The 16,066-nt window shown below is 39.6% G+C and carries 12 protein-coding genes and 3 pseudogenes; 10 read left to right on the forward strand and 5 right to left on the reverse strand.

The genetic code is table 11. The features are described from left to right. Window positions 1–686 precede the first annotated feature (686 nt). From ACX27_RS03285 to ACX27_RS03315, 7 genes and pseudogenes are all read left to right on the forward strand, one after another. A complete protein-coding gene (locus ACX27_RS03285) occupies window positions 687–2,018 on the forward strand; it encodes an alpha/beta hydrolase (RefSeq protein ID WP_062288372.1) in 1,332 nt (443 codons plus the stop codon). Between the two features lie 38 nt (window positions 2,019–2,056). After that, the gene (locus tag ACX27_RS03290) at window positions 2,057–3,187 is read left to right on the forward strand and encodes a cysteine peptidase family C39 domain-containing protein (RefSeq protein WP_144427389.1); all 1,131 of its coding nucleotides are present in this window, start codon (window positions 2,057–2,059) and stop codon (window positions 3,185–3,187) included. After that, on the forward strand, window positions 3,171–3,506 hold the full coding sequence (locus tag ACX27_RS03295; RefSeq protein WP_062288377.1) for a hypothetical protein: 336 nt from the start codon (window positions 3,171–3,173) through the stop codon (window positions 3,504–3,506). Before ACX27_RS03290 ends, ACX27_RS03295 begins: the two co-directional genes overlap by 17 nt. Then, window positions 3,506–4,843, forward strand: a complete 1,338-nt coding sequence (locus tag ACX27_RS03300; RefSeq protein ID WP_062288380.1) for an ANL family adenylate-forming protein — start codon at window positions 3,506–3,508, stop codon at window positions 4,841–4,843. The genes ACX27_RS03295 and ACX27_RS03300 overlap by 1 nt, the downstream gene beginning before the upstream one ends. A 281-nt stretch (window positions 4,844–5,124) precedes the next feature. Then, window positions 5,125–7,143, forward strand: a complete 2,019-nt coding sequence (locus tag ACX27_RS03305; RefSeq protein ID WP_062288384.1) for an alpha-amylase family glycosyl hydrolase — start codon at window positions 5,125–5,127, stop codon at window positions 7,141–7,143. A 478-nt stretch (window positions 7,144–7,621) separates the two neighbouring features. Continuing rightward, window positions 7,622–8,548, forward strand: a complete 927-nt coding sequence (locus ACX27_RS03310; RefSeq protein WP_062288386.1) for a peptidoglycan-binding domain-containing protein — start codon at window positions 7,622–7,624, stop codon at window positions 8,546–8,548. A gap of 210 nt (window positions 8,549–8,758) precedes the next feature. Next, window positions 8,759–9,662, forward strand: a pseudogene (locus ACX27_RS03315) (ABC transporter ATP-binding protein). A gap of 2 nt (window positions 9,663–9,664) precedes the next feature. On the opposite strand, the gene ACX27_RS03320 reads toward ACX27_RS03315, so the two are convergent. Then, window positions 9,665–10,345, reverse strand: a complete 681-nt coding sequence (locus ACX27_RS03320) for a tetratricopeptide repeat protein (protein WP_062288389.1) — start codon at window positions 10,343–10,345, stop codon at window positions 9,665–9,667. Between the two features lie 520 nt (window positions 10,346–10,865). On the opposite strand from ACX27_RS03320, the pseudogene ACX27_RS03325 reads away from it, so the two are divergent. Together ACX27_RS03325 and ACX27_RS03330 are read left to right on the forward strand one after the other, a co-directional pair. Continuing rightward, window positions 10,866–11,194 (forward strand): annotated as a pseudogene (locus tag ACX27_RS03325) (YbjQ family protein). Window positions 11,195–11,530: 336 nt separating this feature from the next. Continuing rightward, window positions 11,531–12,166 carry a hypothetical protein gene (locus ACX27_RS03330; RefSeq protein WP_062288394.1) on the forward strand — a complete coding sequence of 212 codons (636 nt, stop codon included), beginning with the start codon at window positions 11,531–11,533 and terminating at the stop codon, window positions 12,164–12,166. A gap of 99 nt (window positions 12,167–12,265) precedes the next feature. Here the strand turns inward: ACX27_RS03330 and ACX27_RS03335 are convergent, their stop codons facing one another. The 4 genes and pseudogenes from ACX27_RS03335 to sufR all read right to left on the reverse strand — a co-directional run bounded on the left by ACX27_RS03335 (window position 12,266) and on the right by sufR (window position 14,377). After that, the gene (locus tag ACX27_RS03335; protein WP_062288397.1) at window positions 12,266–12,853 is read right to left on the reverse strand and encodes a YbhB/YbcL family Raf kinase inhibitor-like protein; all 588 of its coding nucleotides are present in this window, start codon (window positions 12,851–12,853) and stop codon (window positions 12,266–12,268) included. Between the two features lie 38 nt (window positions 12,854–12,891). After that, window positions 12,892–13,203, reverse strand: a complete 312-nt coding sequence (locus ACX27_RS03340; protein ID WP_062288400.1) for a YciI family protein — start codon at window positions 13,201–13,203, stop codon at window positions 12,892–12,894. Window positions 13,204–13,301: 98 nt separating this feature from the next. Continuing rightward, window positions 13,302–13,562 (reverse strand): hypothetical protein, encoded by a 261-nt coding sequence (locus ACX27_RS03345; RefSeq protein WP_062288403.1) that lies wholly within the window; start codon window positions 13,560–13,562, stop codon window positions 13,302–13,304. Window positions 13,563–13,671: 109 nt separating this feature from the next. Then, window positions 13,672–14,377, reverse strand: a pseudogene (sufR, locus tag ACX27_RS03350) (iron-sulfur cluster biosynthesis transcriptional regulator SufR). Between the two features lie 222 nt (window positions 14,378–14,599). Here sufR and sufB point away from each other — a divergent pair. Continuing rightward, complete coding sequence (sufB, locus tag ACX27_RS03355; protein ID WP_062288406.1) at window positions 14,600–16,039, forward strand: Fe-S cluster assembly protein SufB; 1,440 nt, start codon at window positions 14,600–14,602, stop codon at window positions 16,037–16,039. Window positions 16,040–16,066 lie beyond the last annotated feature (27 nt).

Genomic DNA, 16,066 nt, shown 5'->3' on the forward strand with positions numbered 1-16,066 from the left:
AACAGTTATTATTAAATAATCGCTAATTAATATCCCATAAAAATTATAATTATGGCTAATTCTTTAGCTGATATTACTTAATGTGTAATTGTGGCTTAAAGCAGCCAATAACAACTTAGAAATTACAGTAGGCAGCGATTACTTTTTTAAGAATTGTGACCTTTTTGTGTAATACTGAATTTTCAGAAGTCTGAAACATCAGTTCTACACTATCACCAATTGTATATAATGTTAATTTTCTGGTTTGTGTACGAACTAAACTTGTCTGAACGCCAGCATCAACTATTGCTACGATGAGCAATAACACAAGTCTAACCTGATGCTATGCAACGCAGTTGCTAGATCAAGATAATGTTCATTTTGATTAGCAAATTCCTTGTCTAGTGCTGGTAATTAGAATTAAGGAAGCCAAGATTTTTACTTTATATCATATTTAAGTCTGTGGGTTAAGACTTTTTTACTATGACTAATTTAAATACACTGTGTGTACTGTGTGTAAGGTATTTTATCCTTACACACACCCGTTTCTATTCTTTTTTTTTATATATAGCCTACAATTATTAAGTTTTTATTAAAATTTTGCTTAACTGTCTTAACTGTCTTAACTGTCCTTGCCTTCTTAGGAAAATTCTGAAATATTATGGTTTTAAACTAATGATTAATAGTCAATAATTTATCAACAATCTATGAACCTAGAATGTCAGCAAAACATTAAAAAACGAATTAAGGGAAAGATAGAAAAAATTGAATTACATTCCAAGGTTTTAGCTAGTAGCCGCAATTTACATATTTATCTACCACCCAGTTATACAAATAATTCTATACAGCGTTATCCTGTTGTTTATATGCACTATGGACAGCACCTATTTGAGCCACAAAAATTAGATGGTGAATCTTGGATGGTGCATGAAACAATTGAGGAACTTCTTGATGCTGATTTAATTGATGAAATTATTGTTGTCGGTATTGCTGCTGTCCGCGCTACTGTAGAATCTGATTACTGGCACTATGCAGGCTTGTTTAAAAATCAATCTTTAAATGGTCATACCTATGAAAGCTTTGTTGTGGAAGAGGTGAAGCCATTTATAGATAGAAACTTTAGAACTTTTAGCGATCGCTCTCACACTGCTATGATTGGTTGTTGTGCTGGTGCAACCGCCAGTTATAACATTGCCGAACGCCACTCCAATGTTTTTGGCAAGGTAGGTATGCTTTCACCTGCTGTCCGTAGCTTTGATACTAATACTTGGCTGTACTCTTGGCCGATGCGTAAACCAGAGTTTATGCTCTGGATTGATGTTGGTGATGCTGAAGGAATTTTTACCCCTCCTGTAAGAGACTTGGTTGATGTACTGTTAACTCAAGGTTGTATACCTAACACTGATTTTTTTTACTACCTTGAACCGGATGCTGCTCACCGGGACATTTTCTGGGGTAAACGCCTGAAGAACCCACTGCTGCTGTTTTTTGGTAAAAAATGTCAGACAGTCTCAGTAGAATTACAGGGTGATAACGTTCTAGGTATAGGAAGTAAACCGCTAACAGTCAATCCCATTGTGGAGTGTGACACCGGATTACGTTATACGGATCTCACTGGTAATTATCATATCGAGCAACCAGAAATTCTGTCTGTGGAGCAGGGCAACCGGATGACTGGGCTTTCCCCTGGTATAACTCAAGTATCCTTCTTATCTCAAGGTTTAAAAACATCCCGTACTTACAAAGTTGTATCCAGTCTTCCCGATCAGGTACAACTTCATCTACGCGCTCATGTTCCAGAAGAAACACCACAGGTTGAAGAGATACATTTTGGCACATTGGCCTTACAGCAAACCAGTAAAAATATATATGAGGGTAAATATACTTTACCAAGAGGTTTTGCCTTAAAAGATTTTTTTAGCTGTGGGATGCGTAACTTTGAGCGACAAAAGGACGGTTCACCGATGCCATTACGGTTATTACAAGCACAATATGATACAGAAATAGAGTATAAGATTGAACGCTGGTCTAAGTTTTAATTGGCAATTTTAAGATTTCATAATAGTAGAAAAATTATATGGATCGAATTGCCCTAACATCAGAACTGAGGTTAGAAGTTCCTCATTATTACCCGTGTAAGTACCCGTTAGTGGATTTGCATCTGCATCACAATACAGGTAAAAGTATGCTCAGTATAGTAGCTAATTCCGAGTTTTGGAGTGTTCCTGTCTTTAGTGTGCAAACAGCTGATGTAATGCCGAATCCTATCATTACTCGTACAGAAAAGCTATTTAAAGAGGAAATAGACTTATTTGAGTTAACAATCACCAGTGTATCTTCTTTTGCAGAAGGACTGGCTCAAATTAGGACTCGTATCCAACGCAATCAACCAGTAATTATTTCCGGAACTACCTACGAACTGCCATACAGTCCAGATTTCCACAATCCCAATTATCTCCAACCACGGACTACTTCTGCTTTAGGCGGTGATTTTCAGATTGCCGATCACTATGTATGTGTGATTGGATTAGGATCTGACGAAGTTTTGCTTTACGATCCGATACCAAACAAATTTTTTGGTAATATTCCCCTGGAATCATTAGAAAAATTTTGGCGCGGTAATATCCAGTTTGATGTATTTACCAAAGCTAGAGGCTTGTCCTTGCTTGTTAGTTATGGCATTGTCAACGTGACAATTGACCCAGATTATCAAAACGAAAGTCTGGAGAATATAGCAATTAAAATTCTCAATCGGGTCAATACTGCCTTTTTAGAAGGACGGACAAGAACTAGACCCGGTAGGATTTATTTATCATCTATAGCCTTGAGCAATTATATTTATGAAGCTTTTAATTCCTACTACTCCACTACAGGAGAAATTCTTCAATCTTTAGGAAAATGTCTCTTTGATATGCGTTGGAGTCGCTATTATCTCAGAGATTTGCTCCAGGATATGAATCAACATCTGAATTTTTCTCTTTCAGAAATTGCTGATGAGATGCTAGTAGTAATTGATTTATGGGAAGAGGTTTATAGAATATTTCTCACTCTTGTCCGCAAAAAGTCTGCGATCAAAGATGAGCAAATCCACAAATTTATCAATTTTTTGGCTGGGACGATCAAGCGTGAAAACGAGTTTCACCTTCAGATTCAAGATTGGTTAAACAACTCAAACGTGGGGGAAATCTTAAATGCCAGAACGAGCTGATTTGAGGGAAACTGTTCAGGAGATTGTCCTAGCCTGTATTGAAGAAGTAACCGCCCAAGGCTGGGGTCGCATCCAAATTGAACAAGGTGAGGCGGCGAATATTCTAGCCGGGGGTGGGTTTATTGATTCGTTAGGACTTACCTCATTGCTGGTAACGATTGAGCAAGATATTGAGGCAGAGTTAGGAATTACTCTTAATTTAACTAGGAAAATTACCGAAATTACACTCAGCAGCACCAATCCATTGGCTACTGTAGGCACACTAACTGATTACATAACTAATTGTATTAACAATGCTACCGTCTGTGGGGGTATCTGATGGCTATCGAATTTTTGCTAGACAGGTTCGATCAAACCAAAGATGCTGAGGCACTGATCTGGCGCGATCGCTCGTTGCTATATGGTGAACTTAAAGAACTGATTCAATTTTGGCAGAAACGCTTAGAGGAAGAGATTGTTGAGAAAGGTGCGGTTGTTGCCTTAGAAGCGGATTTTTCACCCAATGCTGTCGCCTTGTTATTGTCATTGCTCCAGCATCAGTGCGTGGTAGCAGTATTAACAGCAGAGATGAAAACCAGCCGGGCTGAGTTGCGTCAAATAGCAGAAGTAGAATGGCTCGTCAAAGTAGATGCAGACGATCGCGTGAGCATTGAAAAAACTGGAACTCAAGCCGAACATGAGCTATTGTGGCAATTGCGCGATCGCCAACATCCAGGACTGATCATTTTCACATCCGGTTCTACAGGTAAGAGCAAAGCTGCTATTCATGATTTCGTCTTCATCATAGAGAAGTTCCAAACTCTACGACCTGCTCAGAAGACACTGCTATTTTTACTATTTGACCATATTGGCGGTATCAATACCTTGCTACATGTTCTGGCGAATGGAGGATGTGCTGTTATACCGTTGGATCGCTCTCCAGAAAAAGTAGCAGATGCGATCGCCAAGCATCGAGTACAGGTATTACCCACATCACCCACCTTTCTCACACTCCTGCTGCTGAGTGGCGTTCACCAAGGATACGATCTGTCTTCCTTAGAAGTTGTCACCTATGGAACAGAAGTAATGCCACAAAGCGTCCTCAACAAATTAAACCAGCTTTTTCCCAACATCCGCTTTCAGCAAACTTACGGACTCACTGAACTCGGTATCATGCGTTCAAAATCACGCTCATCTGATTCTCTCTGGTTCAAGGTAGGGGGGGAAGGATATGAAACCCGGATTATTAACGGAATGCTGGAAATTAAAGCCAAAAGCGCCATGCTTGGTTACTTGAATGCTCCAGCACCTTTTACTTTGGATGGTTGGTATATGACTGGAGATGTGGTGGAAATTGACGGTGAGTGGTTAAGGATTCTCGGACGTAAATCCGAATTGATTAACGTTGGTGGACAAAAAGTCTATCCATCTGAAGTAGAGAGTGTTTTACAGGCTATGGAAGGTGTGGTAGAGGTGTCTGTCAAAGGAGAAGCAAATCCGATTACTGGAAATATAGTTACTGCGAAGGTTCGCCTGACAACCGATGAAACTTTACGGAATTTTCGCTCTAGGCTAAAAGCCTTTTGTCAAGATAAGCTAGAGTCCTATAAAATTCCTATGCGGATAACACTGGTTCAGGAAAGACTACATAGCGATCGCTTCAAAAAAAACCGTTAGTTTTTAGAGACAAATGAATCTAAATAGCAGAAGATAAACCAATCACAATTAGTAATAAAAACCAATCTACAAACTTGGTGAAAAATTTACTAATAATTCTCATAACATTAAATATTTTCTTTTGCTTGAGAAATTTATAACAAAAAATTTATTTGCGGTGATAAAAATTGGACATTTGTAGCAATTTGTGGATACTGATTAGCTATCTAAGCCAATACTAATAACTTCACTAAAAATAAACTGTCTACCACCGTACCTTCTTTAACTCATAGAAATCTTATATGCGCTATTTTGATGAATATTGTGAAGTACATCTAGACCCTAGTATTGCACCTTGTACTTGGGTATTTAGAACTAACGAAAAAATCTGTATCAGATTTGGCATTCACTTATCTAAAAACCCTGACTATGGTCAGATAGTCTATGAGTTAAATGATGGTCAAGGATATTGCGATGTAGATCGCATCACAACACAAACTGAAAGTGTGAACGAAAATGGCTTCAAAATGTTCTCAATCGTCCTCCCTCCAATCATCAATGGGGGAGGATATCGCTACAAATTAGGTTATGTGGATACCTTGGGTAATGAACATACAAGTAAGCGATCGCAGTTTTTATTTGTATGTGATGAAGCACCCCGTTCCATAACAGAAATCCCCTCTGAGTTTTTGGGCTATGTGAATCATCAACCTCTCTATGGGCCAAAACCTAAGTTAGCAATGACATCTAGTCCCAATGATTGGCAAGCACGTTTATTTTACTCAATCATCATTGATCGATTTGCTCGCAGTGCAGACAACAGTCGTGCTGGGATGAGTGCGGTCAACTACGATCCAACATCACCTCATGCAAGTCATGGTGGGACAATTCAGGGCGTTATTGAGCAGATAGATTATTTAAAGTCATTGGGTGTTAGTGCTATTATTCTCAGCCCTGTCTATGTGAATGCACCGGACGGCTATCATGGCTATCATCCTATTCATCTTTTGATGGTCGATCCACGTCTAGGTACACTTCAATGTCTAAGGGAACTAGTGAAAAAAGCTCATGAATCTAATATTGCCGTCATTTTAGACGTTGTTAACAATCATCTTGCAGATAGTATTAACTGGGAAAAGTATGGCAGCCCGGTAGGAGGAGAGTTTAAGTATGTGCAAGGAGATGATTCTGCGGTCATGCCTTATCCCATAGAAGCACGCAATACATTTCTCTTTCACGGGACAGAATACACTGATATGGTAAATCAAAGACTCTTTGGTTTCCTGGAAGATTGGCGTACTGAAACAACTTATGTACGCGAATTATTGATTCAACACCTCAAATATTGGATTGCAGAAACTGACATTGATGGTTTTCGTTACGATTCTGCTCGTCACGTTGGTCTTGATTTTTGGGAACCTTGTGTGGCAGAAATATCAAGATACGCTAGTTATTTAGGGAAAAAGCAGTTTCTACAAATAGCTGAACACGCTGGCAGTACTCATGAGGAAGTAATCCAATACAATAGCGCCAAATTTACAAATTTTATCGATTACCCAACCTATTACACCATTAAACATTCCTTGAATGAGGATAATCATCTAAGAGGATTGGCAGATTATTTTTGTGGCTTTCTCCCACCATCACAACGGTATCATACCGCTTGGCAGAACAATATTATGTTTCTGGATAATCAAGACACAACAAGGATTTTCCACCTATTTTGGAGCCGTTTAGAAAATATAATTGAGGCAAGAATCTGGTTACACTTTGGACTGGCTTGCTTGATTTTAGGGCCGCAAATACCATCTATCTATCAAGGAACAGAGCAAGAATTTTCCGGTGCTTTAGGACTGTATCAAAAACAAGATACCAGAGAGTGGATTGGTCATGATTGCTATGTGCGAGAAGATATGTTTGAAAACTCAGCTTGTGTTTGGCAGTTTGGCCCAATTAACCGCAAAATTTTTGAGCCATATGATAAAAATCACCAAACTTTTACACTGATTAAACAGCTTGCCAAAATTAGAAAGCGACATCCACTCATTCAGCGTGGAAAACGCACTTTATTATGCTCCAGAAGTCACGAGTTACGGTGTTTATTAATTCATGATAATAATGATACACAACCTCTTCTAGTGGCCATTAATTTGGGAAATAACCCAGTATGTGAAGAAGCTTTTACAATTCCTGATTGCTATGGTAGTTTTTCCGATGTTGATATACTCATCACTACTGGGGATGGAACATTCAATATTGTAGAAGGTGGTATGAGGATTAAACTGCAACCATTTACTTTTGTTTTAGCCAGGCTATTGTGATATTATTTCCGGCAAATCAGTTATGAGTGACCCATATCTGTGCAGAAAGACGAAACTCTTTCGTCTCCTGCAACCTGCGGTCTTGATGAGAAATCTTTTCCCAGACACGACATGAGATAGGGTAACTCATAAGTCAATTGATATGATGTCTGACTAGATCAGTGGTGATTCGCTGCATCCATGCAACAACGGCAAAACCCGCTTCTCTGGACTCTGCTTCTCTGCGGTCTTAATTATAAGTCTTTCACCAGAAATGATGTGAGTAATCATAAGTGATTAATATACGCTTTAATGAATTCTGTATTTTTTATGAAATACAGAACTACTTTTGCGTAAATTACTGAAGTCGCCTTGAATCGTAAATTAATACTAAAATTCACGGCTGAAATTTTGAGCCTTTAGTATAGTTTCAAACAACATTACCAATTATGGAAATGTTGTTTATACCTAGTTAAAACTAAACGAACATAGGTGCAACATGAAATTACAAGATTTCTTAGCAAATGCAAATGAAATAGGTAAATTAGGATTTGAAGCGATCGCTCAAGACAAGGAACTAGCTACTCAGATCCAAATATTATTGATTGGCTTAAATTTACTGGAACCACCAGCGGATGGAAAATTTGGCCCAGTTTCTGGCGAAGCTCTCGAAAAATTCCAAGAATTAACCAAAACTGGAGAAACGGGTTATTTAGGAGCAGTCACAGCCAAAAAACTGATTGAAACCAAACCGGAGGATCTTCCTAAACCTCCATTAAAACTAGGTAACGACATAGCCAGCAGAATTGTTAAATATATGCTGGATAAAAAATATCAGGTATTTACTGCACCTAAAGAATACAACATTGTTTATCTAGAGGGAATTAACGAAGACTGGACTCGCAACAATGATGCACCCAACGAATTTAATGATCGACGGATTATTCTTGAAGTAGTTGATGGTGTTCCTAAAATCGTTAATCACTGGCGAGCTACTACTGAACCAGGTAGCTACTACACAGTTGTAAAACCCCTCAATCCTAAAGGTGCAGCAAGAATACAGTTTGGGCAATACAAAGCTTGGCGTGTGGGAACTCATGGTATCGGTGGTAGCCGACCTCACGAAGCATTAGTACAAGCTGGAACAATTACTGTTTGTCGAGATTTCAACAAAGATTTTCAACGTGTTGGAGACCAACTTGATACAGGTGACGATTTTGCAATTAACCAACATTGGGGCTATGATTTCCCTAAAAATGACATTCGCGGTGCTAGTGCAGGTTGTTTAGTGGGTAACTTGCTTAAGGGACACCAAGAATTTATGGCACTTGTTAAACAAGACCGCCGCTATGTAGCTAATCGTGATTATATGTTTTATACAACAGTAATTTCTGGAGATGATTTATTGAAGAAGTTTCCTGGGTAAAATCTAAACTCTGGATATCTCCTTCAATATGGGTGTGTCTGATTTGGACAAGACACACCCATTAATAACGCCAGTTGCTACAACGGAGGGAACCTCACGCCAGTTTGCTCAAGTCGGGAAACCCGCCCACGCAACTGGCTCCGCAACGCACTGGCTCCTCAGCACTCAACGAATGATAGTCTATGTGATGAACTAAATGTTAAGTTATCCATGACTGCTGCTGTTCTGTTAGAGAATGTCTTCAAATTTTACAAAAATGTCCCTGTCGTTAATGATTTATCATTTGCGATCGCACCTGGAGAAATTTTTTGCGTTACTTGGCCCTAACGGTGCGGGTAAATCAACTACAATTCGGATGTTGACAACATTAACCAAGCCATCCCAAGGACATATAAAAGTGGCTGGTTATGATGTTGTCAGACAACCAATACAAGCAAAACAGAGCATTGGTGTTGTTTTGCAGCAAACTAGTATAGATGGCGATTTAAGTGTTTGGGAAAATATGGAACTGCATGGGCGGCTACATCGTATAGCCAACCCACAGCGACAACGACTAATTAATCAGTGGCTAGAGTATGTGGAACTAGCAGACAGAAGAGATGATTTAGTCAAAACTCTGTCTGGAGGGATGAAACGACGATTACAAATAGCTAGGGCTTTACTCCACCAACCACAAATTTTATTTTTAGATGAACCAACTGTTGGACTAGACCCCCAAACTCGTCGGCGACTTTGGGAGATTATTCGAGATTTAAACAAGCAAGGGATGACAATGTTACTCACAACTCATTACATGGATGAAGTCGAGTACTTGTGTGGAGCTTTTGAAGCTACCGGGCCGGGACGCATTGGTATTATGGATAGTGGCAAACTTATATCTTTAGGAACGCTCCAACAATTGCGTTCTGCTCACGGTGAAGGTTTGGTCATGAAACAAGTGGGAATCACCGAAGCGGGTAATGACAGCGCCCGACGTTGGGAATATTTATTTTTCCCTTCTTTAGAAGCAGCAAACAATTATCTGAATCAACAATCAGATAAAACCGGAATGATGGTGCGTCCCTCTAACTTAGAAGATATTTTCGTGGAATTAACTGGGCGACAGTTAGATTAACGTCAACCTCCTAACTCCCGCAACATTGCTTCTACTCGCTCAACGCCATCTGGATTATTTTGGCGTTGGTATAAACTTTTAGCTTTTTGTAGTAAGCTATTTGCCTGTTTTGTCTGGCGACGTTGTTTAAACATTGCCGCCATAAATTCATATATCTGAGGATTGTTGCGATCTATGCTAATAGCTTGTTCATAAGCCCAATTAGCAGCTTCATAATCTCCTAAACGAGCTTGGGTCACGCCCAATCCCAGATAAGCATTCAGATTGTTACGGTTTAGCTGAATGGCGCGACGGTAAGCATCTCTGGAACCTTTGGTATCACCCAAGTTACCTTTGATGTAACCTACAGCATAAAAGAAATCACTATTATCAGGATCAAGACCCAATGCTCGACGATAAGCAACTAAAGCAGCTTGATAATTTCCTTGTTGGGCATACAGATAACCCATACCAGAGTATACTTTAGCATTCTTGGGGTCTAGGGCTGCGGCTCTTTGATATGTGGCGATCGCTCCGTTATAATCACCTGCATCAACTTGTCTGCGGCCTTCTTCAAACAATTCCTTTAATTCTTCGTTTTTCGCTTGGGCGACTAATACCTGCGCTTGAACTGTTACAGGAATCGTAACCACACTACATCCTAATAACAAAGCACTAACTATAAGTGATATGCGTTTGTACACAGTAAATTTCCTGAACTTCTAGCAACTTTTTTCTTGTACATTAAAACAAAAATATGGATTTTTGAAAACTGTATTTATTCTGTTTTACGAAATATTAATATTTTATAAACTCCTCAGCCGCAAACGACACCAATTTACTAGAGTTTCTACTGAACAATCTAATCTATAGCCAATTTACAAACATCTCTCCCTTTTCTGCTTTGTCCTCCTTGTCTCCTATGTCTCTATTGTTTACATATCCAACCAGACTACTATACAAGTATTAGAGATTCAGTATAATCCCTATCTCAAGCTGGAAATCAGCAATAACATACTTATGTCTTTATTTTGCTAACGATTTTATAATCGCTGGCTAATATTACTACAGCGATTCTGATTTTAAAACCCAAAATATTTAATTTCTGTATCAATTTTTATCTTGCTTTGCAACACTAAGTTTGGTTTTGCGTTAGCAGTTACCCCAATAATAACAATCTCAGTCGTACAATATTCCTTGACCTGTCATCTGTGAGATGATTCTATGATTTTAACTACAACCGATGTGATTCAAGGTGCTGTGATTGATTCATATTTAGGTATTGTAACTGCGGAAGTTGTTTACGGTAGCAATTTTTTTACGAGATTTTTTTTGCCAGCATTCGAGATGTGATTGGTGGTCGAACAGGTAGCTACGAACGTTTATTTGAAGAAGGTCAAAGAAAAGCACTTTTAGAATTAGAACAACGCGCACAGCGATTAGGGGCAAACGCTGTCGTTGGGATTGAAATCGATACAGGAACAATCAATGTTGACCAATCTGGAGTTTTGATGCTGATTACCGCCACAGGTACAGCCGTAAGAATGCGTTAGTTATTTTATCCTACACTGACAAGATTTTTCATAATATATTGAGAATCGCTAATAGGTAATGTTATTAACAAATTACTTATTAGCGACGTTTTATAACAACAATTATTTTCTGAAATTTTGTCGATTTTTTTATTATTTAAATGTATTAAAAACAACGCATATTCATATATAAATTTGATTTTAATTAAATTTTCTTATTTATTCTTACCCTAGATAGATAAACTAAGTCTTTCTGTTGATAGATATTAAAAATTGAAAAGAGCAATTTAATTTTAAACGTAAGCATGAATATATCAAGAAAAATTTACTAAAAAATAGTCAAGGAGCCAATAAATTATGTCATACGTAAATCGCACAGGTGACGATATTGTTACTGATCCGGCGGTAGTAACTAGAGTAAGTGAGTATCATGACCGTGTTCGCTGGGGGCCGATAATTTCTGGGGTATTAATTGCTTTAGCTACACAGTTAATTTTAAGTGCATTTTTTGCGGCGATCGGTGCAGGAAGAGTAGCAGATTCTGGCGCACCTCGAACAATAGCTCCTGATGTGGCTGGTAATGTAGGAATTTGGTCAACTGTGGCTTTATTACTGTCACTGTTTGTTGGGGGATGGATAACCAGCCGTGCTTGTGGCCCCATGAACCGCAATACAGCTTTGCTAAATGGTGCAATTCTTTGGGCTACTACTTTGGCGCTGAGTTCTTGGCTATTAGCTAGTGGGGTATCTGGCGCTTTTGGAATTGCTGCTTCTAATGCTGGTGATGTTATCAACCAAGTACAGCAGCCTGGTGGTTTAGCAGTACCTCAAAATGTACCTAACATAACTGCTCAACAAACTCGTGAAGCTGCTGCGGCTACTTCTAGAGCTTTATGGTGGTTTGTGCTTGGTTCGTTATTAAGTTTGGCTGCTTCATTAATAGGTGCTATTGCTGGCGTTCGTAGTCCTCGGACTAATACTTATCGTTCTTAGAAAAGATTTTATTTCATATATAAGTCCTGAATCATTCATGAACAACAAGATACCAGACTTCTTTAAGAAGTCTGGTATCTAAAGCTTTGTTACCATTTCTTATTCCCTGCTATATTTTCCTATCAATTCTGCTTCGGCTAAGACATGACCTTTCATTGCTGTTAAAACTTGCTCTTTCGTCGCACCTGGTGCCAAACCTAACTTTTTATCTAAAGCATAAAGTTTAAAAAAGTAGCGATGAGTGCCATTTGGGGGACAAGGGCCGCCATAGCCAAGCTTACCAAAATCATTTTTTCCCTGTATTCCTGGCAAATTTTGGGATGTAATTTTTTCGGTTAATTGACTAACTGTAGCAGGGAGATCATAAAACACCCAATGCACAAATGTTCCTCCTGGTGCGTCAGGGTCATCTACAATTAATGCTATGCTTTGTGTATCTTTTGGTACGTCTTCCCAGGCTAAAGGCGGTGAAATATCGTTACCATCACAGGTATATTTAGCAGGTATGAAAGCATTAGCATTAAAGGCTGTGCTTGCTAGTTTCATGCTTTTGACTTCCTGATGAGATTGGTTGCGATCGCTTGCAACAATTTTGTTATTACTAGGATGACTACAACTAATCATAGTTAATCCTAATAATCCAACTATAGCGATGCTATAACCTCTCGAAAATCTGCCTTGAATCATAATTAAGACAGGTAATTTTTGTGAGCTAAAGTTAGAATTTACTCAGACAAAAAGAGATCGCGGCCAATATGCACTTCCCACTCCACAACTCTGGCGGAGTCTGCTAACATACCATCTTGCGATCGTGGGCTACTTTTAACAATCGCTTCAGCCTGTTCCAGATTCTCCGCCTGAATCACCCATAGTCCTGTTCCATCATGAGGAAAAAACGGCCCACAGCAGAGTAAAATGCCTTTTTCTTGTTGCTCCCGAAACCAAGCTAGTTGATTTTGGTCATGTTCTGGGTGAGCCTGTTTATACTCATAATATTCAGGAACGGTCGCAACTACAACAGCAAAAAGTTTAGACATTATAGCGATGATATTTTTAGTGCAATATATTTCGTTGAGGTCAGGAGTGCTGAGTAAAAATCTTTATTTCTCACCCCTAGTCTCTTTTTCTCAACTATTTACCACTTCAAAAATGAAGCTTCAATTCCTTGCTCTCGCCTAATTTTGCTGTCTTTTTCAAACCAACTAATTATTTGCTGTGTTGTTAAGTCTTCAATACTCACGTTGGATTCTTGAGCAATTTGCTTCAAGAGTTTTTGTGATGAAATAGTCAATCTTGTTAAAAACTTTTCTGGGGAAGATAGTAAAGCAGCATCAACTTGTGCTGACTCTTCCAAGGTTAAAAACTGTGTTGATGGTTGTTGAGATGGTAAATCCATAAAATTAGTCAATATTCAATAGTCATTTGTCATTGGTTACAAGACAGCAGACTAAAAGATGAAATTTCATACTTCATAATTTATACTTCATAACTTGAGCAAAAATTTATTAATTCTGTTCTTGCTTGCGAGCTTGGACTAAATAGCCACAACGATGTTCTCCGTTAATAATCCAGTGGGTACGCTCTACTATACAGTCTGGCAGTACAGCCGCAAACATTTCTAGTTCATGACCGCAGACGGTGGGAAATGACTCGGCGACATTGGAAATAGCACAATTATGTTCTATTAAGACAAAGCGATCGCCTATCCTATCGGCAGGGCGATCATCATCTGCTTCCACAGAGTGATATTCTGCCATGAAACCTTCGGCTTTGCGTAACTCAACTAAGGTTTCTACTCGTTGTTTTAACGAACCTTTACCCAAGCGATCGCGGTACTCTTGGGCTTTGCGTTCCCATTTGTTTTTGTAAAATCGTTTTCATTTTGTCGTGACCGACGGTTTCGGCTAGGGTATCTAACAGCGAAACTGCAAATTCGCCGTAACCATCACCGAAGCGATCGCTGGTTGTCCGATGCAGGCGATCGCGTCCCTGACGACTTAACTCATAAATATGTTGTGGCCTTCCCATTCCCGCCTGTGTCGTTGAAGCGTAGACAATCAATTCTTCCGCCTCTAAATCCTTGAGATGGCGACGAATTGCTTGGGGGCTGACATTCAAAACTTCGGAAAGCTCAAAAGCGGTTGCTTGTGAGTGTTTGAGCAGATATTCGAGAATCTCTTGCTTGGTTGAGGACTGCTGGGTAGTCGCCATCGTCGTCCTAAATTTTTTTGAGAAAATTTGACTTTAACAACATCATTGTTGTTAATCTAGCGTAAAATGAAGATAAGTTAAACAACATGGATGTTGTTTTATTCTTCATCCTTATTGTAACAGCCGTGTAAACCACTCGGTAAAACAAGACCGGCATCGGCGAAACCCAGCCCGTCTTCCATCCTTAAAAGAGATCCCTCGGAACACAAGAGATTATTACAGATGAGTGCCACTGTCAAATCCCTAGTTAACCAACCTTACAAGTACGGCTTCGTCACCGAAATTGAAGCCGATACCATCCCGCGTGGACTCAATGAAGACGTTATCCGCTTGATTTCCGCGAAGAAGAACGAGCCGGAATTCATGCTGGAATTTCGTCTGAGAGCCTATCGCCAGTGGCTAAAAATGACAGAACCAACATGGCCGAACGTCAACTATCCACCAATTAATTATCAGGATATCATTTACTACTCTGCGCCAAAGCAAAAGAAAGAAAAACTCAACAGCTTGGAAGAAGTAGATCCGACACTCCTGGAAACCTTTGAGAAACTGGGTATTCCCCTTTCTGAACAAAAGCGACTGGCAAATGTCGCTGTGGATGCAATTTTTGATAGCGTTTCTGTGGCTACAACCTTCAAAGAAAAATTAGCTAAAGATGGCGTTATCTTCTGTTCCATTTCTGAAGCACTGCGGGAACATCCAGAGTTAGTCAAGAAATATTTGGGTAGCGTTGTTCCTATTGCTGACAATTATTTTGCAGCGTTAAATTCTGCTGTGTTCAGCGATGGTTCCTTTGTCTACATTCCCAAAGGCGTGAAATGCCCAATGGAATTGTCTACCTACTTCCGCATCAACTCTGGCGATACGGGACAATTTGAGCGGACTTTGATTGTCGCTGAAGAAGGTAGCTATGTTTCTTACTTGGAAGGTTGCACTGCGCCAATGTACGACAGCAACCAACTCCACGCCGCAGTAGTCGAACTTGTAGCTTTAGATAACGCTGAAATCAAATACTCCACCGTGCAGAACTGGTACGCTGGCGATGCTAACGGTAAAGGCGGTATTTATAACTTCGTTACCAAGCGCGGCTTGTGTCAAGGTGTGAATTCTAAGATTTCCTGGACTCAGGTAGAAACTGGTTCAGCTATTACTTGGAAGTATCCTAGCTGTGTATTGGTAGGCGATAATTCTGTGGGTGAGTTCTACTCGGTGGCGCTAACAAACAATATGCAGCAAGCCGACACCGGAACGAAGATGATTCACGTCGGTAAGAATACTCGCAGTACGATTATTTCTAAAGGAATCTCCGCAGGTAAGTCTAGTAATAGTTATCGCGGTTTGGTGAAGGTAAATCCCAAGGCTGAAGGCGCAAGAAATTATTCTCAGTGCGACTCGATGTTAATTGGGGATAATGCCCACGCCAATACTTTCCCTTATATTCAAGTACAAAATAATACAGCGAAAGTTGAGCATGAAGCTTCAACTTCTAAGATTGGTGAAGATCAGTTGTTTTATTTTGCTCAACGCGGCATTTCTGCGGAAGATGCAATTTCGATGATGATTAGCGGCTTCTGTAAGGATGTGTTTAATCAGCTACCAATGGAGTTTGCGGTGGAGGCTGATAAGTTGTTGAGTTTGAAGTTGGAAGGTAGTGTTGGGTAATTAAACGAACCGCCAAGTGCGCCAAGT

The organism is Nostoc piscinale CENA21 (genome assembly GCF_001298445.1).
In the GTDB taxonomy this organism is placed as follows: Bacteria; Cyanobacteriota; Cyanobacteriia; order Cyanobacteriales; family Nostocaceae; genus Nostoc_B; species Nostoc_B piscinale_A.